Genomic DNA, 18,368 nt, shown 5'->3' with positions numbered 1-18,368 from the left:
CCTGGCCTGCTGGACGGTTCATTGCGCGGTGGGATGGGCGGTGACGCCGGCGAGGTGGAGGCGCCGGGTGCCGTGCTCGATGACGACCAGGGCGTAGAGGCGCTTGAGTGACACGGTGTCGAGGTGGAGGAAGTCGGCGGCGATGATGCCGTGGGCCTGGGCGGTGAGGAACTGGCGCCAGGTCGGCCCGGAGCGCTGCGGGGCGGGGTCGATGCCGGCGGCATGCAGGATCTCCCAGACTGTGGACGGGGCGATCGCGTAGCCCAGGCGGGCGAGTTCGCCCTGAATCCGGCGGTGGTGGCCCCAGGTGCTGTTCTCGCGGGCCAGGCGCAGAATGAGCTGCTTGACGGCGGGCGCGGTGGAGGGTCGGCCGGGGCGGCGGCGTTGGATGAACGCCCACTTGCGGGCGAGGAGTTGACGGTGCCAGGCCAGCAATGTGGTGGGGGTGACCGCGAAGACCTGGCGCCGGCGTTCGCGCGGGATCAGCCGGGAGAATGCGGCGAGCCAGATCCGGTCGGCGAGCTCGTAGCAGACCCGGGCGGTCTGCCGGCGCAGCACCGCGTTCTCATGCCGGAGCGCGAGAACTTCCGCATCCTTGGCCATACGGCTGCGCAGTACGGCAGCGGGCACGGTGATCAGATTCCGGACGAGCGTGGCGACGACCGACAGCGACATCCGCAGATCGTCGCAGGCCAGTCGAGGCCTTGTCGCCAGGATCAGCAAAGAGGGTGTTCACTCCTATGTGTAAGTGATGGTCTTGCTGGGTGCTGGTCGGGCCCGTCCTGACCTGGAGTTTGTGACACACAGTGAGTGACTTGATGAACGAGATCAGCCCGCAGGCCGCGCCCATGGACAGCCGTGAGGAGGCCGCCCGACGCCTGGCGGGGGCACTGTCGCCTGCGGCGATCGACCGGATGCTGGCGGACGCGGAGGAGGCCGGGGTCGGCATCGACGGGGCCGGCGGGCTGCTGCAGCAGATGATGAAGGCGGTCCTGGAGCGGGCTCTGCAGGTCGAGATGGCCGACCACCTGGGCTACGAGGCCGGCGACCCGGCCGGTCGGGGCAGCGGGAACTCCCGCAACGGCAGCTTCCCCAAGACACTCACCACGACGGCGGGGCCGGTCACGGTGGACGTGCCCAGGGACCGCAAGGCCGCCTTCGAGCCGGTCATCGTGCCCAAGGGGCGACGGCGCCTGGCCCAGGTCGACGACATGATCCTGTCCCTCTACGCCCGCGGCATGACCACCCGCGACATCACCGCGCATCTGAAGGAGGTCTACGGCTCCGAGGTCTCCCCGGCCCTGGTCTCCAAGATCACTGATGTGGTGGCCGATGAGATAACTGCCTGGCAGAACAGGCCAGTTGACGAGGTCTATCCCATCCTCTATATCGACGCACTCAGCGTGAAGGTCCGCGACGGCGGCATGGTCACCAACAAGTCCGCCCACCTGGTCATCGGCGTCGACGTCGACGGCATCAAGAACGTCCTGGGCATCTGGATCCAGGACACCGAAGGCTCGAAGTTCTGGCTGAACGTGCTCAGCCAGCTGAAGAACCGCGGCCTGCGCGATGCGCTGATCGTGTGCTGCGACGGCCTGACCGGCCTGCCCGAGGCCATCAACACCGTCTGGGACAAAGCCCTGGTCCAGACCTGTGTGACCCACCTGATCCGGGCGTCGATGAAGTACGTCTCCTACAGCGACCGCAAGAAGGTCGCCGCCGCCCTCAAACCCATCTACACGGCCGCGACCGAGTCCGAGGCGCTGTCCGCCCTGGACGAGCTGAGGGCGAACTACGGCAAGAACTACCCTGGTTTGATTGCCAGTTGGGAGCGGGCCTGGGAGGATTTCATCCCCTTCCTCGCCTTCGACCGCGACATCCGTCGAGTGATCTACACCACCAACGCGATCGAATCCCTGAACTACCAGCTCCGCAAGATCACCAAGACCCGCGGCCACTTCCCCTCCGACGACGCCGCCATCAAGCTCCTCTACCTCGGCATCCGCCGCATCGAGGGCCGGCACATCGACGGCGACGGCCCCATCCCCCAAGGCCGCGTCCGGGGCACCGGCACCCTCGGCTGGAAGCGCGCCATGAACCACTTCATGCTCGCCTTCCCTGACCGCCTCCCCCTCTGACCCCAGCAAGATCACCCTCAGTAACCACCCCACGGGCCCGACCAGCAAGAACACGCATCACGACATACACAAAGGAATTGACAACCTCTCAGCAAACGTGCAGGCCACAGCCGCGAAATCGTATTTTCGAGCGGGACAGGCAGGCCCAGGGATGCCAGCACGGTGGGCTTGGCCTGCTCCCATGCCCCGCCGGCCAGCAGCTTCGCCCTCGGGTCGCCCCACTTAGAGGAGTTCTTCGCGAAGATCTCCCGCCTGCGCAGCATGCGGTGGAACTGCTCCAGCACGCAGAACACGTACGCCTTCCAGTCCACGCACCCCGGCTCAAGGTTCGGCGCGGCCAGTACCAGCCGCCGCCAGGACCCGGCCAACAGCTCGGTGTCGATCTCGGCAGGTCCCACCTTCTTGCGGCCCATCAGCTCCGGCAGCGACTTCAGCGCGGCCAGCACCGGGGCGCCCTCCGGAGTCGCGCCGAAGTCCACGACCTTGATCAGGAGCTTCAGGAACGGCCGCACCGTGCCGAACCGGGTAACCAGCATCGCCCGCCATGCCTGGTCCGCATCGGAGTCCAGCGGCGGCGTCAGCTCGAACAGTGCGGCGATCGCGGCGGCCAACTCGCTGCGTGGCACCACCGCCTCGATCTGCTCCCACATCGCCGCCAACGTTTCCACTTTCGGGGCGCTGATCTCGCCGGTGTCGGTGTCGACCTGCTCGGAGGTGGTGTCGAAGACGACCTGGAACGCGGTCGCCAGTTTCGCCCCGGCCCGCTCGACCCTCGGCAGGGTCTTCATCTTTTCCTTGGCCGTCTCCCGCTCGGCCCTGGCCAGCAGCTTGGTGGCGATCAACACCTCCAGGAGATCCAGGGCGTCATCGACCGCCCGCGTCGTCAGGTGCACCGCGGTGGCCAGCAGGGTCGCCAGCCGGCGCGCGTCGTTGTGGCGCTTGAGCAGCGTTGCCTTGCCATCCACCCCGTACCGCGACAGCTCAGCCAGCCGGCGCGGCGGTATCCCCGACACGTCCAGCTCACCCATGCCCAGGTCGGCGATCTCCTCCGCCCGATCCAGCGACCACTTCATCTGCGGACCCGACACCCGCACCGGCCCGCGCCGCAGCCGGTCCAGCTCCGAGACCCGCGAACCGGCCGGCACCGTCAGCAGCGAGTCCAGCACCGCCCGCTGCCCGGTGTTCAGCAGCCCGTAGAGGGTGTCCCACAGTCGCTGGTTCGCCGCCTCCCGGACATTACCTACCAGCCTTGACAGGCGGCTCGCCCCGGGAAGAAGCACCCTGCGCTCGCGCAGCCACCCGGCCGCCGCGTCGAACAACGCCTTCGGCCCGTCCCCGGTCGTCCAGGCCCGCGCATCGAGCCACTCACCCAGTTCGGCCGAGACCTCGGTGAAGTCCCGCCAGCCCCCGGCTTCCTGGATCTCCCCGGCGTGGCTGCGGGCCGTCCCGTCCCGCTCGCCGTACTCCTTCAGGCACGAAGGGTCCTCGATCTCCAGCTGCTCGGCCAGATACTCGGCCACCTCCGCCGGCACCTGCCGCGGATCCGGCATGAACCGGCCCAAGTAGCGCACGCTCGTGAGCTGGACCGCGTATCCGAGCCGATTGTGTGCACGCCGCTTGGCCTGCGCCACATCCCGGTCCGCGTCGTCCAGGAAGAAGTACCGCTCCAACTCCGCACGGGACCGCGCCCCGACAAACGCCCCGTACCCAGCCTGCTCACCCGACAGAAACTCGACCGCCACAACAACTCTCCGAAGATCGACTACAGCGACCCGCGAAGGCTCCGGTACGCAATCACACCAGGTCAAAGCGCCAATCAACGCCCGGAGGGCTTAGCGCACGATCTGACACAGATGTTCCTCAAGCCCCAGATAGGCGCTATGGGGGCCTCGGCGGCCCCGCACGGCTGCGCGTGGACACCGTCCGCTTCGGCCGGATCGACACCCCACTCCTGCACTCGCGGCCGGAGCTGGACTCCGACGACGCGATCACCGCCGCCGGATCGACCACTCCTTTCGGCCGCTTCGGCACCGCCGAGGAAGCCGCCGCCTCGGCCCTTTACAACGGAGCGTCCGTCTGCTGGCATGCCGGGGTCGAGAAGGCGGCGAACGCAGCGTCCAGCAGTTTGCCGAGGTCCTCTTGGCCGTCGCTCGCACTCCATTGCCCGAGGACGATCCACAAGATTTCGAGCGCCGCCGCTACGCGAACGTTGGCGATGACCAATGACCCGTCGGTCGAGGAGGTTGTCTTCTGCAGTCGGGCGACGATCTCTGGTCGCCATTCAGCCTGCTTCTCGCGGAGGCGTGCGCACAGGGCTGGGGTCTGCTCGATGAGGCCGAGGATCGTCACGAGTTCCTGGACGTCGCGCACGAGGAACCTCACGGCTGACTCCAGGGCGTTGCGCAGCCTGCTCCAATCGTCCTGGTTGGCCCGCTCGGCATCGAGCGCGTCAGTGATGACGTCACCGACAGGGTCGAAGACGAACAGGACCACGTCTTCCTTGGTGCCGAAGTAGCGCAGGAAGGTGCTCCGCGACACTCCGGCGGCTTCGGAGAGGTCGGTGAAGGTGACCTGGTTGAAGCCGGTGAGGCAGAACCGGTTGAACGCGACGCGGGCCAGCTCTGCTCGCACCGCGTGGCGGCTGATCTCACGGGTACCGACTGGCGCTGCGCTCATGGGGACGAGTGTACTCCGACACACTCGTTTGCTTCTTTGGATACAGGTTTCTAACCTGATACTCAGTGTCAGTTGCGATGCTGAGATTCGCGACGCTGTCCCCAGCCGGCGGCCCGGTCACGGGCCGTCCCTTACTGCGAAATGGAGCCACCTCATGAGCTACGAAGACCTTCCCGCCCTGACGATCGACGTCTCGGACGGGGTCGCGACGGTGACAATCGATCACCCGCCGCTCAATCTGATGGACGCGGTCCTCCTGCCGTCACTCCGGGCATTCGTCGCGCGTGTGCGGGACGACGCCGACGTCCGCGTCATTGTCTTCGAGAGTGCTGACCCGGAGTTCTTCGTTGCGCACGGTGACATGGCCTACCTCACCGACCCTGACGCGCTGCCTGCAGCCACTCGCGCTGCGATCGCGGCCGCGCCGGGCTCGACCGTCCCGGAAGGCCTGAACATCCTCCAGGCGATGAGCGAGGAGGTCCGCTCGCTGCCGCAGGTCACCATCGGCAAGCTGGCGGGCTTCGCGCGCGGCGCGGGCAACGAGTTCTTCATGTACCTGGACATGCGATTCGCGGCGATCGGCAAGTCGGGGCAGGGGCAGCCGGAGTCCTTGATGGGGATCCTCCCCGGAGGCGGCGGCACGGTGAACATGACGCGCCTGGCAGGAAGGGCCCGCGCGCTGGAGCTCATCCTCGGCGCCGAACTCGTGGGCGCGGAGCTCGCGGAACGGTACGGCCTGATCAACCGTGCCCTGCCCGCCGCAGAACTCGATTCCTTCGTCGACACCCTCGCCCGACGGATCGCCGGCCTCCGGCCGGAGGTGATCTCCATCACGAAGGCTGCGGTCGACGCGGTCGCGCAGCCGATTCCGCGTGCGGCGTACGCCGTTGAGAACGAGGGCCTGTTCGCGGCGTTCGGCGATGAGGTCACCGAGCTCGCCCACAAGCTGCTCGCCGCTGGTATCCAGACCCGCGAGGGCGAACGGGACCACGAGCGCATCGCCAACAGCATCTGAGTGCCCAAGCTCTCGCCATCCGTGCAGAGGCTCCGTAGGAAGAGTTCCTCAGCCATTGCCGGCACGCGCGTTGTCGAGTGGTCAGGTCGACCACCCTGGTTCGCCGGGCCTGTCGGGAACACGACCGGCTGAAGCGCCGGAAACGGCGGGCAGGGGAGTGGATAGCGCAAAGCCGTAAGCTTGACAACGCTGTTCGGCCGCGCGGATAGGCGCGGTTGGGAAGGTAGGTAGCCGAGCGGGCACAGGTCTCGTTGATCACGGAGTTGTGACGCTCTGTGATCACCGAGGAGACCTGTGCCTGCGCTTCCATCATGGCTGACCGAGCCGCTCTGGGACCAATTCGCGGTCCTGCTGCCCGGACCCCCGCCGGCCCAGCCCGGACAGCGCCCGCTTCCGCAACACCGCCCGGCACCAGTACGACTGGCAGGACCAGGCCGCGAACAACGTGTTGCACCTGCTCGACGCTGAGGGCAACACCCTGGCCCGAGCCGAGTACGACGGCCCTGTGTGGATGCCCGGCGACCCGGACGCCGACGCGGAGGCGACGCCGGACCCGGCTTAGCGCACGATCCGGCATGGCCGTTCCCCGCGTCCCGCCTAGCGGGGCAGGCGGCCCAGTACGGCACGGAACCTCTCCCGTCCTGCCGTGACGCTCGCGTCCCACAGACCTCCTGCATCACTAGTGCAGCGCCGCACTGATCCTGCGAGGGTCAGGATCGCCCCTGCCGTGGTGGCTGGGGCGATCGATGCTGCATGGTGGAGCGTCAGTTCTCGATCAGGATGGCTGCGAAGCCGGACAGTGCGCTGTTGACCTCTGCCAGGTCGAAGGCGGCGGGGTCGAACTGGTCTGCGGTGTCGAGGCCGAGCCATTCGAGCCGTTCGTCGTGTTCTTCGTGGCCGGGGTCGGCGAGGATCTCGATGAGGTACTCGTATCCCCACATCCCGCCGCAGTCCTCGGGCGGGCAGGCACGGCGGCCGGTGAGGCAGCGTGGGTAGGGGGTACCCGCTTCGGCGTCGGTGATGGCCTCGACGAGGATGTCGTGCTCCCAGTCGTCGCCGAAGTCGTAGGTGTAGCTGAGCTTGTCGCCGACGCTCGGGGCGACCTGGTCAAGTCGCTTGGATGCCGCGCTGCGGATCCCCAACTCACGGTCGGCGACTCCATAGCGGTCCTGCGGGGTCTCGAAGGCCCACATGTGGTAGCCCTCCCAGCCGAAGGCCGCCTGGATGAGGTGGTGAAGCTGCTGCAGCGTGGTGCCCGACGGCACTTCCAGGCGGCGCCAGACCGGGGGCCGGGAGCCACGCAGGGTGACCTTGATCTTGTGGACGACCTTTCCGGGTGCCGTCCGGGAGCGGGAGATCGGCTTCGCGCGCCTGGTATTCGCCATGGCCGTCATCCTGCCACCGGCCCCCTTCCCGCGAGGCCGTCCGCCGCTGACCCCGTTCGTCCGCGCGACAATGACCGCCGCTCGTCGAATCCAGGGGTGGGGTCATGCCAGCGCACAGCCCGTTCACGGTGGTCTGGGACAAGAGCCAGCGCGCGGTTCTGGAGCAGTTGGCCCGCTCGCGCACCGCGCCGCTGCGGCGCATCCAGCGAGCCGAGGTCGCCCTGGCCGCCGCCGACGGTGTCTCCAACGCGGCCATCGCTCGCAGCCACCGGTTACACATCGCCACCGTGCGACGCTGGCGCAAGCGGTTCCACCACGAGGGCATGGCCGCTCTGGACGACCGCAGGAGGCCGGGCCGCCCGCGTCGGTACGGGCCCGAGGTGCACCTTGCGATCGTCGCCACGGTCACCTCCGCCAAACCGGCCCCCGACAGTCAATGGACCCACAAGTCGATCGCCAAGTCCCTTGCTGCCCACGAGATCTCCGCCTCCCAGGTCGGGCGGATCCTGGCCGACCTGGACCTCAAACCCCACCTCGTCCGCGGCTGGCTCACCCGCCCCGACGACCCGGACTTCCACGTCAAGGCCGCCGAGGTGTGCGCCCTCTACCTGCATCGCCCGCCCGGGTCGGTCGTGCTCAGCGTGGACGAGAAGACCGCCATGCAGGCCCGCTCGCGTCGCCACCCCACCAGGCCCGTACGGCCCGGCCATGCCGAGCGCCGCGAGTTCGAGTACCGACGCCACGGCACCGCGTCCATCGTCGCGGCCCTGGACGTGCACAGCGGACAGGTCTTGGTCGAGGACATCGCCCGCAACGACTCCGTCACCTTCATCCGGTTCCTGCGACTGCTGGACGGGAGTATCGACCCTGCCCTGGCGATCCATCTGGTCCTCGACAACGGATCGTCACACGTCTCGAAGGCCACGCGGGCCTGGCTCGCGGCCCACCCGAGGTTCACCGTCCACCACACGCCCAAGCACGCCTCATGGTTGAACCAGGTCGAGATCTTCTTCTCGATCCTGGCCCGCCGACTGCTGCGACGAGGCGAGTTCACCTCACGCCAGGACCTCATCGACCAGATCCGCGAGTTCACCCTCGCCTACGACAAGGAAGCCCGCCCCTTCCGATGGACCTACGACGGCACCCCACTCAAGGCCACCTGACCCCCGCAGGATCAGTGCGGCGCTGCACTAGTCAGCAACAAGGACTGGAGCCGTTGCTCCTCGGCAAGAAGGCTGGCCCCCGCCACGTTCTGGTCCAGCATCCCCATCGCGGTGAGCGCCACATGGCCGCAGGACACCGCGTCATCAGCGTCTCCCGTGCCATGGGCTAGCAGGGCATACCGCAAGGTGAGGACAGCGAAGAAGGCGTAGGTGTCGGCGACATCGGTGATCCCCTCCTCGTTCGGCTGAAGCTCCGGGAACTGCTCCAGCAGGCGTACGCGCTCGGCGGTGTCGGCGAGCGGCCGGTCGGCATGCCAGAGGTCGCGTACGGACTCCGCGTAGAAGTCCAGGTCGGATTCCCGCCCCGGTGTGTTCGCTCGCAAGCCCATGAACAGTGGTGCCATGCGTTCGGTGCAGGCGGCGACGTACAGGCAGATCGTCTCGCTGCCCCCGTCACGAAGCACCTCCATGACGGCCCTCTCTACCAGCTTGGCCACGTCCCGCCCTCCCGTTCGAACAGATCGCCAGATTACATAGCGGCCTGAGCGCCCAAGCTTGACGAGTTAAAGCCCTGAGGTGTCTGTCCGGTCCTCGCCAACCGCGAACGGGTGGGCGAGGACCAGGCAGAGCGGCCGGAGGTCAGCGCTGGTGGAGCGGGTGGATGTTGTCGGGGGTGTCGTCGGTGGGCGGGGTGGCCTGGGCGGGGATGCGGATCTCGATCTGGGGCTGGAAGGCCGGGGAGGTCGGGGGGAAGTTGTGGATGACGGGGCGCAGGCTCAGGCCGCGCAGGGCGCGGGTGGAGGCGAGGGTCCAGGCGAGGACGGCGAATCCGGTGGCGATGGTGCGGTCGTCGGCCGGGGTGGCGCCCCACACTGCGGCGATGCTGGCCGCGCCCCACACGGTCCAGGTGATGCGGGCGCCGGTGCTGCCGATGAGGCCGCCGATCAGGCCGAACAGGCCCGTCAGCTGCCAGAAGGTGTAGACGGCGGATCCGCTATCGGTGAGGCCGGCGGTGTGCTGGGCGATGTAGGAGCGGATCGGGTTGTCGACCACACCCCAGAAATCGTCTGAGCCGCTGGTGCCAACCTGCGTGGCGGGAACCGCGTCGGCCAGGCGGTGAAGGGCGGCATCGAAGATGTCGCCCGCGGTGTCCAGCAGGATGATGACCGCGCACACTCCGGCGAGAACCAGCAGCGCCTTGATCCAGTTGGCCATGCCGTGCCACCCGGCCTGCGGGACCTGCCGCAGCTCCTCCCACCGTCAGGCCGACGGGTTCGCGGATTCCTGGAGGAGAAATCCAGGGAACCGGAGGGAGGTTCCTCCTCTTGAGGCAGAGTAGCCCGTGGGTTTGGCTTCGTTCACTTCAACCGAAAGAGCGGCAGCATCCCTGCGCTGCCCACCCGGCTCGTCGGCCTGCTTCGCAGATCGGCGCGATCGTTCCGCGGAAAAGAAGCCGCGCTGTCTGCCGCAGAGCTGACACCATCCGGTGTCATGGCAGATGACAGCACTAAGAGCTGGTCTCATTTGGTGTGATCGTCGCTACGCTGCGGGGCATGGACCTGGTTCAGCGGCTGGTGCCGGATGAGTTATGGGAGCTGTTCCAGCGGGTCGTGGACACCTACCTCTACTTCCACGGCGTCGTCGATGGCGACTGGGGCATGTCCACCGCGGCCGGCCTGATGAAGGGCGTCATCGGCTTCGTCCTCATCTACCTCGCGAACAAGGTCGCACACCGCCTCGGCGAGCAGGGGGTCTATCGATGAGCACCGCTTCCTTTACGGCTCTGCTGCGCCGCGACCGCCGCCACGCCGAGCGCCCGGTCTGGATGGAGCGCCCGAGCGTTACGGCGCAGGGGCTGAAGTTCCGGTCATCGTCGTGATGACGTCGGCGCCGAGCGAGGCGTTGTGCGCGATGCGGGCGCGAATGTCGTCGTCGGTGGTGACCTCGCCGCCCAGGAAGCCGCAGTTGCCGCCGTGCGAGGTCAGGGGGGCGGTCGCGGTGAGGATGCGGGGGCCGGGGAGGGCGCCGGAGGTGATGGCGGAGCGGAGGGAGGCCGCGAGGGCGTCGCGGTCGCCGAGGTCGCGCAGCGTCGTCACTCCGGCTGTCAGGAGCTGCCGGGCGCGTTCCGCCATGCCTGCGGAGAGCTCTGCCGGGGTGGCCTGCGCCGTCGTGCCGATGGGGTCGGGGCCGGAGTCGAAGGCGAGGTGGACGTGGCAGTCCGTCATGCTGGGCAGCACCGTCGCGCCCGGGCAGCGCAGGCGGGGCACTTGGGGGTCCACCGTCGCGTCCAGCTCGGCGGCGGGGCCGACGGCGGATACGGCGCCGGTGCTCTCGTCGACGAGCACGGCGCCGTCGGCGGTCACCCGGTCCGCGGGGCCTGCGATGACACGGTCGGCGGTGATCAGTAACGTGTTCACGGGGGTGGGGGTCTCCTCTCGTGCCTGCTGCTTCCCTGCTGCTTCCCGGCGAAGCGTTCCGCGAGCCCTCCTACGGGAACTGCTTCTCCTCGCGGCCGATGTCGTCGATCGGGCCGAGGATCGTCCAGCCGGGCCCGAGGGGGCGGGTGGAGCGGAAGCCGTGGGCGTCCGCGTACTCCTCGGCCTCCTCCGCGGTGTCCTCGGGGGCGCGCATGATCGTGTAGCGCGGGGGGTCCTCGTGGTAGAAGCGGTAGAACGTGCGGCCCTCGTCCTTGGGCTGGTAGAGGATCACGCTGACGCCCCAGAGGGCGTCGTACACCTTCTGGTCGCGCGGGGGCGTCGTCGTGCACGTGTCGGAGGGGCGGCCGGGCTCGCGGACGCAGGTCCGGTACCGGCTCCAGTCGATGCGTTCGGCGCGGGGGTGTTCCGCGATCAGCTTCCGCATCCGGGCGTCGGCCCGGGCGAAGGCGCCCTCGCGGCGGTCGTACTCCTGCTGCAGCCGGTTGAAGCGCTGCTCGTCGAAGCCGCTGCCGAAGTGGGCCTCCAGGCCCGCGAGGACGGCGACCCGCCAGGCCAGGTACCCGGCCGTCACGACGAGCAGCGTGACGACCAGGACCCGGCCCGGCGAGCGCCTGTGGGGCATCAGGTCGGCGAGGTCAGAACGTGCCGCTGATGGGGATCTCGATGTCCGCCTGCGCGATCGGCGGGGGGTACTTCCCGTCGAACCGGTCATAGTGCTGGAGCGTAAACCAGTCGATGAAGCCGTACTCCGTGATCTCGTCGTCCGGGTCGAGACCGAAGTGGTCGTAGGAGTGGAAGACGAGCTTGCCGGAGAAGGCGTTGCCCTCGACCTTGTAGTCCTTCAGCGCGATCGTGTGGCCTTGGAACTGGTGGATCGCGATGGAGAGGGCGCGCTGGTTGGCGTCCCAGAGCGAGAAGTCGTACACCGGGTACTTCACGTCCTGGCGGAGGAACTCCTGGAAGAGGAGGTTCTTGGAGAGGTCCTCCTGGACCTTGAGCTGATCGGTGCGGCCCTTGTTGTCGATGAGGGACTGCTTGATGATCTGGCCGGCCTTGTCGGTGTACGTCTTCTCCTGTGGTGAGGCGCCGACGGCGCGGGAGAGGGCCGTGCCGGAGCCGCGGTAGAGGTAGCGGCCGGGGTCGAAGTTGTCGTCGACGGTGACCGTGCCCGCGCTCTGGCCGCCGCGGCCGTAGCGGAAGGCGTTGCGGAGGTCGTCGACGGACTGGGCGTAGTCGGCGTCGGCGCCGAGCTTGCCGAAGTTCATGATGTCGTTGAACTCGGCCCACATCCAGGACTCGGGCGTGATGCGGGCGACCCAGAACTCCCAGCCGAGGTCGGTGAGTTCGTCGAAGTTGTAGTCGTTGAAGGTGAGGTCGTCGGCGACGCGCGGGTCGGCCGGGACGGGCGGCTGCTGGGGGTCGGGGGCCTTGCGGCGGCCCTCGCGGAAGGACGACTGGTGGATCAGCATGTCGGTCGGGGGCGGGTCGCCCGGGTCACCCGGGTCTCCGCCGTCGCCGGGGCCGTCGGAGAGGATTCGCTTGCCAGGGGCCTTGGGGCCTGCCTTGTCGAAGGCGTGGCTGTCGAGGACGACGTACTTGGCGGAGCCGTCGGCCGTGGCGGTGGCCGTGATCGTGCTGCCGCTGCGCTGCTGGCCCGACTGCTTGACGAGGTGGCGGGCCTTCTCGTCGTAGCGGTAGAGGGCCGGTGCGGTGCCCTCCGTACGGTCGGGGTCCAGGCGGAAGGTGAGCCTTGCGGCGCCGTCCGCGGGGGCGGAGACCTGGAAGCCGTTGCCGAGGTAGCCCGGAGTGGACTCCGGGAACTCCCGCTGCTTGGCAGGGAGCCTGGTGACCTGGAAGCCGCCGACCTGCTTGGCGCGCAGGCCTTTGAGCGTGGCCTCGGCGGCGGTGGCGCCGCCGTCCGCGCGGCGGGTCACGTCGAAGGCGGAGTTCTTAGCGCGGGGGGAGGCGTTGAGCCTCGTCTCCTCGCCGTCCTGGACGCCGTCGCCGTCGGTGTCGGCCTTGGTGGGCTCCGTGCGGAGCTTCAGCTCGCGGGCGTCCGCGAGGCCGTCCTGGTCGGTGTCGGCGCGGGTGGGCGTGGTGCGGAGCTTGAGCTCGCGGGCGGTCGTGAGGCCGTCCTTGTCGGGGTCCTCGGCGCCGTCCTTGGTGCCGTCGCCGTCGGTGTCGGCCTTGAGCGGGCTGCTGAAGCGGTAGCCGAGCTCGGCGAAGTCGGAGAGGCCGTCGCCGTCGGTGTCCTCGGACTTGGGGTCGAGCTTGGCGCGCACCTCCAGGTCGTCGGGGAGGCGGTCGCCGTCGGTGTCCTCCGTCGGCGAGATGCCGTGCTTGGCGAAGGACGCCCAGGTCGGGGTATCGGCCTTGGCGCCGGGCTCGGCGCGGTACCAGACGGTCTCGGTCCTGCCCGGCTGGAGGGTGTTCGTGGGGCCGACGCCCTGGAGCGTCGTGCGCGCGTCCTGGGGGGCGGCGAGCTTCGCGGCGGAGGTGTCCGTGATGCGGTCAGAGAGCTCGAAGGTCAGCGACCATTTGGAGACGGGGTGATCGGAGACGTTCTCGAGCTGGAGCCGGGCGACGTACGAGCCCTCCGTCGCTCTGCCGCGGAGGGCGGCCGGGACCTGGCTCCACGCCGCGTCGCCGGGGGCGACCTGGCGGTAGGAGACGTCGACCGTGTTGTCGCGGTAGAGCGTCGCCCCGTCGGTGGCCGCGCCGTCGCCGGGGGTTCCCGCGGCGGCGGGCACGGCCGTGCCGAGGAGAAGGAGTAAGGCCGCGCCGAGGGGCACGGCGGCGCTTCTGTTCATGGGGCCTCCCATGTCTGAAGCCATGTCTGAAGACATGCCTGTTGTCTCGAAGCTGCCGTTGTGTCACGGCAGTTCGGAATCGAACGGGGAAGCTAGCAGACGTGGGGGATGGTTCCCAAGGTGTGGTGGAGGCGAAATTGAGACGTTTGGGAGATTGGTAAGCCCTGTTCCGCTTGTGTTCCTGCTCTGCCTGGGCACCAGCCTGGCGACCAAGGAGGAGCTCGCGGCCAACGGCGGCTACGTGCTCTTCCCGAGCAATCCGACCTTCGAGTCCTACAACGTGGTCCTCTCCGGCGGCGTGGTCACGCGGGCCGCGGTGGTCAGCGTCGTCATCACCCTGGTCGGCACGGCGCTCAGCCTGCTCTGCACGGTGGCCCTGGCGTACGGGCTGTCGCGGCCGGGCACGGTGGCGGGCAAGCCGCTGCTGATGATCGTCCTCGGGACCTTCCTCTTCACCCCCGGCATCATCCCCAACTACCTGGTCATCCAGGAGCTGGGCATGATCGACACATACGGGGCGCTGATCGCCCCGATCATGCTCAACGCCTTCAACATCGTGGTCGTACGGGCCTTCTTCCAGGGCATCCCGGACGAGCTCCACGAGGCTCGTGGCCGCCAAGGACCGGCCGGGCTTTCTGCGAGTGGAGCGGTACGAGGAGCCACAGGTCCGCGGCGTGCTGCCGGGCGGAAACTGGAGGCTGCGGAAGGAGAACGACGCGTCCCGTCTCGGGCGCCCGGTCATCGCGTTCTTGGTCTACGACAAGTACGTCCGGCCCGTATCCAACCTCCCCTCTCCCACAGGCCGACGGCGGGTCACCTCGGCAACGCATCACCTTTTCGAGACGGACTGATCAAGCCTTCCTGTCTGATCACGGCGTCCCTGCTGAGTGACCTCTCGCAGTGAAGATTGAGCGATTCTCACTGAAGGTTGAGTGGTTGGTTGGGGGCTTCGCGGTTCGAGTGTGACTGCGCCCTTCAGCTGGTCTCTGAGCAGTTGGCCCGTCTGAGTGCCGGGCGTGGCCGACGAGAAGTGGCAACCGGCTGCTGCTCTTCAAAGGGAGAGCGAGCCGGGCCGACCGCTGCCGCTCGGCTTTCCGGGCTGCCTCGTGCACCCGACTTGATCGGGCAGGAGGACGCGGAGTGTTTGCCCGTCGTCGGCAATGTGGTCCTGTGACCGCAGGGCGGTTGCCTCCGGCCTCAGAGGGGCAAGAAGGGGCTCGGTGAACACCCGACAAAGGCGGTGCGGAGAATGTCGGGTGATCGGGACCGGTGTCGCCGCACGATGGGGGCATGGATGACACGACCTTGGTATCCCGCTTCCTCCGTGACGGCTTCGTGAAGTTGGAGGGCGCCGTCGCGCCGCGCGTGGCCGCGGACTGCGCGCGGCTGCTGTGGCGAGAGACGGGATGCGACCCGGACGATCCAGCGACGTGGACGCAGCCCGTGCACTGGGTGGCCGGCATGGCGCAGGGGCCGTTCGCCGCCGCGCCCAACTCCCCGTCCCTGCAGCGCGCGTACGACCTGCTCGTCGGCGCGGGATGCTGGGAGCCGCGCTACTCGCTGGGCACGTTCCCACTGCGCTTCCCGCACGAGGAGGAGCCGGACGACGCGGGCTGGCACATCGAGGGGAGCTATCTGCCGGAGGGCGAGAGCTGGTACTTCACAAATCTGCGCTCCCGGGGCCGGGCGTTGCTGATGCTGTTCCTGTTCAGCGAGGTCGGTGAGGAGGACGCCCCGACCCGGATCCGGGTCGGCTCACACCTCGACGTGCCGAAGGTGCTGGAGAAGTACGGGGAGGACGGGGCGAGCGGGCTGGCCCTTGCGCCCGATCTGGTGGCGGCGTCCGACCACCGGCCACTCGCCCTGGCCACCGGGTCCCCGGGCGACGTCTTCCTGTGCCATCCGTTCCTGGTGCACGCGGCGCAACCGCACCATGGGGTGCGGCCGCGCTTCATGGCCCAGCCGCCGCTGATGCCGGCCGCGCCGTACGAACTGGAGCGGGCCGACGGCGCGTACTCACCCGTGGAGATCGCGATCCGTCGGGGCCTGGGACAGGACACGCCCGGTCCGGACGGGGACGGCGCCGACTGCAGCGCCGGGTAGACATGCTTCATCCGTTCCTGGAACCGGGCGGAGAACCAGTGCCCGGGCAGCGGCACATCCGGCAGCGCCGTGCCAGCCGTTATTGGCCATCGGGCAAGTGCTGTCCACAACACACCGGCCTCACGACGACATGCCGGACAAGATCACAGGAAGAGACCGAACACCGTCACCCGAAGGACGGTGAGATCCACAGAGCAGGTCTCACCAACTCCCCGAGTACCAACGGCCGAAATAAAGAGCGCCGTCAATGTCGGGTCCGGCATGGTGGGCGCTGCCTGGCGTGGTGGTCGTCAAGAGGAAGGAGACCGGGCATGCTGGAGCGGCTGAACCATGGAGCACATCGAGCGCCATCTCGACCAGTCCGTCGAGGTGGCGGAGCTGGCACGCATCGCGGCCACCTCGGAGTACCACCTGCGTCGGATGTTCTCCGCGCTCGCGGGCATACCGCTGTCGGAGTACATCCGGCGCCGTCGGCTCACCCTCGCGGGCGCCGAAGTACTCGCGGGACGTGAGACGCTGCTGGAGATCGCGGTGCGCTATGGCTACAGCTCCGGCGAGGCGTTCGCGCGGGCGTTCCGTGCCATGCACGGCATCGGACCGGGCGAGGCCCGGCGTACCGGCGCCGCGCTCAACTCCCAGTCCCGGATGGCCTTCCGCCTCACCATCGAAGGGAGTAGCAGTATGCGATACCGCGTTGTGGGCAAGGCGGACTTCACCGTCGTCGGGCTCAAGACCCGGGTACCGCTGGTGCATGCGGGGCCGAACCAGGCGATCACGGACTTTGTCCGCGGGATCGACCCGCAAACCCTGGAGCGCCTGGAGAAACTGTCGGACCAGGAGCCGCACGGCATCGTCGCGGTCTGCGACGACCTGGACCCCAGCCGCGCCGAGGGCACCGAACTCGACTACCACCACGGTGTGATCACCTCCGCGGCCGCTCCGGAGGACACGACCACGTTGGCCGTCCCGGCCGGCACCTGGGCAGTCTTCACCACCTCCGGGCCGGCGCCGCAGGCCATCCAGGAGCTGTGGCGGGACGTGTTCACCGAGTGGTTCCCGTCGAACCCGTACCGCACCCGCACCGGCCCTGAGATCCTGCGCACCCTGTCCCGCTCGGAAACACGATTCTGGGGCCTGACCTGGAAGTTCCCAGATCACAGGACTGGCCGGCACAGCATCTGCGACGATCCTTCGATGCCGCTATCCGTCGTCACCGCGCTGGTCCGGAATCTGATCACGGTGCCCGCTGCCGTACTGCGCAGCCGCGTAGCGAAGGATGCGGAGGTGATGGCGTTGCGGCACGAGAAAGCGGTGCTGCGCCGCCAGATCGCCCGGGTTCGCTACGAGCCCGCCGACCGGATCTGGCTCGCCGTGCTCTCCCGGCTGGTCCCACGCGAGCGCTGGCGTCAGGTGTTCGCGGTCACCCCTACCACGCTGCTGGCCTGGCACCGGCGCTTCGTCGCCCGGAAGTGGACGCATCCTCAGCGCAGCCGCCCAGGACGGCCTTCCACCGCGCCCACCGTCAAGCAACTCATCCTGCGCCTGGCGAAGGAGAACCACGCCTGGGGCCACCGCCGGATCCAAGGCGAACTCGCCCGCCTCGGCTACTCGATCGCCCCGTCCACGGTCTGGGAGATCCTGCGCGCCGCCGGCATCGATCCCGCTCCGCAGCGCTCCGGCCCGCCCTGGCGTGAATTCCTCACCGCCCAGGCCCACGGCATCCTCGCTGCCGACTTCCTGCACCTCGACACCATCTCCCTCAAGCGCCTGTACGCCCTGGTCTTCATTGAGCACGACACCAGACGAATCCACCTCGCCGGTGTCACCGCGCACCCGACCGCCCAGTGGACCGTTCAACAGGCGAGGAACCTCGCCATGGCACTGGACCGCCGCATGGATTCCCTGCGCTTCCTTCTCCGCGACCGGGACAGTAGGTACACCAGCGCCTTTGACGCCGTCTTCGAGGCCGACGACGTGGAGGTCCTACTCAGTCCACCGCGGGCACCCAAAGCGAACGCGATCTGCGAGAGAGCCGTAGGCACCCTGCGCCGCGAGGTCCTCGACCGCGTGCTGATCTACAACGAGGCCCATTCCGTAAAGGTGCTGACCGAGTACATCCAGCACTACAACCAGCACCGGCCGCACCAGTCCCGACGGCAACTATCCCCCGATAGCGCCGAACCACCCGCCCCGGCCACCGTCACCGATCTCCAGAACCACCGGATCCGACGAGAATCAATCCTCGGAGGATTGATCAACCAGTATCACCGCGCCGCCTGACCGAGCGACATCTCCACAGCTCACTGCACCGAATCGTATTTTCGGACGGGACAGGGTCGGGAACTGGCCGAGGAGAAGGTGACGGATCTGTCGCGTCTGACGTTGCCGGACCTGATCCTGCTGTCCGCCCGGGCCCGCGGACGCCTCCGCACCGCTCAACTTTGAAGACCCCCTTACGGGCCTTCCTGGCCACGACCAACGGCGGGCGGCATGCCGGCTGCTTGTCAGGTCTTCGCCGACCGCCCGGTGACAGCGGGACCTGGCCCACCGGCGGCGCAGCCGTCGTGCAGCGGTCAATGAGTGCGCCTTGATGCGTGATCTGATGCGCAGTCATGACTTAAAAGCGACTGTATCAAACAT

Annotated in this window: 14 protein-coding genes and 4 pseudogenes; 9 read left to right on the top strand and 9 right to left on the bottom strand. The window is 68.3% G+C overall.

Going from position 1 to position 18,368, the window contains the following annotated elements; genetic code table 11:
• Positions 1-18: 18 nt before the first annotated feature.
• The gene (locus OG395_RS00795) at positions 19-675 is read right to left on the bottom strand and encodes a hypothetical protein (protein WP_327241156.1); all 657 of its coding nucleotides are present in this window, start codon (positions 673-675) and stop codon (positions 19-21) included.
• A 143-nt stretch (positions 676-818) separates the two neighbouring features.
• Here OG395_RS00795 and OG395_RS00790 point away from each other — a divergent pair, with 143 nt between their 5' ends.
• Positions 819-2,138 carry an IS256 family transposase gene (locus OG395_RS00790; RefSeq protein ID WP_442818489.1) on the top strand — a complete coding sequence of 440 codons (1,320 nt, stop codon included), beginning with the start codon at positions 819-821 and terminating at the stop codon, positions 2,136-2,138.
• Positions 2,139-2,275: 137 nt separating this feature from the next.
• On the opposite strand, the pseudogene OG395_RS00785 reads toward OG395_RS00790, so the two are convergent.
• Positions 2,276-3,880 (bottom strand): annotated as a pseudogene (locus OG395_RS00785) (DUF4158 domain-containing protein); the annotation flags it as partial.
• Between the two features lie 316 nt (positions 3,881-4,196).
• Positions 4,197-4,814 carry a TetR/AcrR family transcriptional regulator gene (locus OG395_RS00780; protein ID WP_327241154.1) on the bottom strand — a complete coding sequence of 206 codons (618 nt, stop codon included), beginning with the start codon at positions 4,812-4,814 and terminating at the stop codon, positions 4,197-4,199.
• Positions 4,815-4,968: 154 nt separating this feature from the next.
• On the opposite strand from OG395_RS00780, the gene OG395_RS00775 reads away from it, so the two are divergent.
• A complete protein-coding gene (locus OG395_RS00775; protein WP_078641296.1) occupies positions 4,969-5,829 on the top strand; it encodes an enoyl-CoA hydratase/isomerase family protein in 861 nt (286 codons plus the stop codon).
• Between the two features lie 294 nt (positions 5,830-6,123).
• Positions 6,124-6,234 (top strand): annotated as a pseudogene (locus OG395_RS57935) (IS5/IS1182 family transposase); the annotation flags it as partial.
• Between the two features lie 359 nt (positions 6,235-6,593).
• Here OG395_RS57935 and OG395_RS00770 read toward each other — a convergent pair.
• A complete protein-coding gene (locus OG395_RS00770; protein WP_327241116.1) occupies positions 6,594-7,214 on the bottom strand; it encodes a plasmid pRiA4b ORF-3 family protein in 621 nt (206 codons plus the stop codon).
• Positions 7,215-7,318: 104 nt separating this feature from the next.
• On the opposite strand from OG395_RS00770, the gene OG395_RS00765 reads away from it, so the two are divergent.
• Positions 7,319-8,377, top strand: a complete 1,059-nt coding sequence (locus OG395_RS00765; RefSeq protein ID WP_327241115.1) for an IS630 family transposase — start codon at positions 7,319-7,321, stop codon at positions 8,375-8,377.
• An 11-nt stretch (positions 8,378-8,388) separates the two neighbouring features.
• Here OG395_RS00765 and OG395_RS00760 read toward each other — a convergent pair whose 3' ends face one another.
• Together OG395_RS00760 and OG395_RS00755 are read right to left on the bottom strand one after the other, a co-directional pair.
• The gene (locus OG395_RS00760) at positions 8,389-8,874 is read right to left on the bottom strand and encodes a hypothetical protein (RefSeq protein ID WP_327241153.1); all 486 of its coding nucleotides are present in this window, start codon (positions 8,872-8,874) and stop codon (positions 8,389-8,391) included.
• 142 nt (positions 8,875-9,016) lie between these two features.
• Positions 9,017-9,592 (bottom strand): hypothetical protein, encoded by a 576-nt coding sequence (locus OG395_RS00755; RefSeq protein WP_327241152.1) that lies wholly within the window; start codon positions 9,590-9,592, stop codon positions 9,017-9,019.
• A 392-nt stretch (positions 9,593-9,984) separates the two neighbouring features.
• On the opposite strand from OG395_RS00755, the pseudogene OG395_RS00750 reads away from it, so the two are divergent.
• Positions 9,985-10,140: pseudogene (locus tag OG395_RS00750) on the top strand (sugar ABC transporter permease); the annotation flags it as partial.
• 78 nt (positions 10,141-10,218) lie between these two features.
• On the opposite strand, the gene OG395_RS00745 reads toward OG395_RS00750, so the two are convergent.
• The 3 genes from OG395_RS00745 to OG395_RS00735 form a co-directional block, all read right to left on the bottom strand.
• On the bottom strand, positions 10,219-10,794 hold the full coding sequence (locus OG395_RS00745; RefSeq protein ID WP_327241151.1) for an amidohydrolase family protein: 576 nt from the start codon (positions 10,792-10,794) through the stop codon (positions 10,219-10,221).
• 70 nt (positions 10,795-10,864) lie between these two features.
• Complete coding sequence (locus OG395_RS00740) at positions 10,865-11,437, bottom strand: hypothetical protein (protein WP_327241150.1); 573 nt, start codon at positions 11,435-11,437, stop codon at positions 10,865-10,867.
• Positions 11,438-11,450: 13 nt separating this feature from the next.
• Positions 11,451-13,625, bottom strand: coding sequence for a DUF3289 family protein (locus OG395_RS00735; protein WP_327241149.1), 2,175 nt, complete (start codon positions 13,623-13,625; stop codon positions 11,451-11,453).
• 154 nt (positions 13,626-13,779) lie between these two features.
• Here OG395_RS00735 and OG395_RS00730 point away from each other — a divergent pair, with 154 nt between their 5' ends.
• From OG395_RS00730 to OG395_RS00715, 4 genes and pseudogenes are all read left to right on the top strand, one after another.
• Positions 13,780-14,529 (top strand): carbohydrate ABC transporter permease, encoded by a 750-nt coding sequence (locus tag OG395_RS00730; protein WP_327241148.1) that lies wholly within the window; start codon positions 13,780-13,782, stop codon positions 14,527-14,529.
• A 386-nt stretch (positions 14,530-14,915) separates the two neighbouring features.
• Positions 14,916-15,728, top strand: coding sequence for a phytanoyl-CoA dioxygenase family protein (locus OG395_RS00725; RefSeq protein ID WP_327241147.1), 813 nt, complete (start codon positions 14,916-14,918; stop codon positions 15,726-15,728).
• 330 nt (positions 15,729-16,058) lie between these two features.
• Positions 16,059-16,832, top strand: a pseudogene (locus OG395_RS00720) (AraC family transcriptional regulator); the annotation flags it as partial.
• 90 nt (positions 16,833-16,922) lie between these two features.
• Complete coding sequence (locus tag OG395_RS00715) at positions 16,923-18,008, top strand: integrase core domain-containing protein (RefSeq protein WP_327249214.1); 1,086 nt, start codon at positions 16,923-16,925, stop codon at positions 18,006-18,008.
• Positions 18,009-18,368 lie beyond the last annotated feature (360 nt).

The sequence above is a fragment of the Streptomyces sp. NBC_01320 genome (assembly GCF_035974375.1).
Lineage (GTDB): Bacteria > Actinomycetota > Actinomycetes > Streptomycetales > Streptomycetaceae > Streptomyces > Streptomyces yanii.
This window is presented reverse-complemented; position numbering and strand designations above follow the sequence as displayed.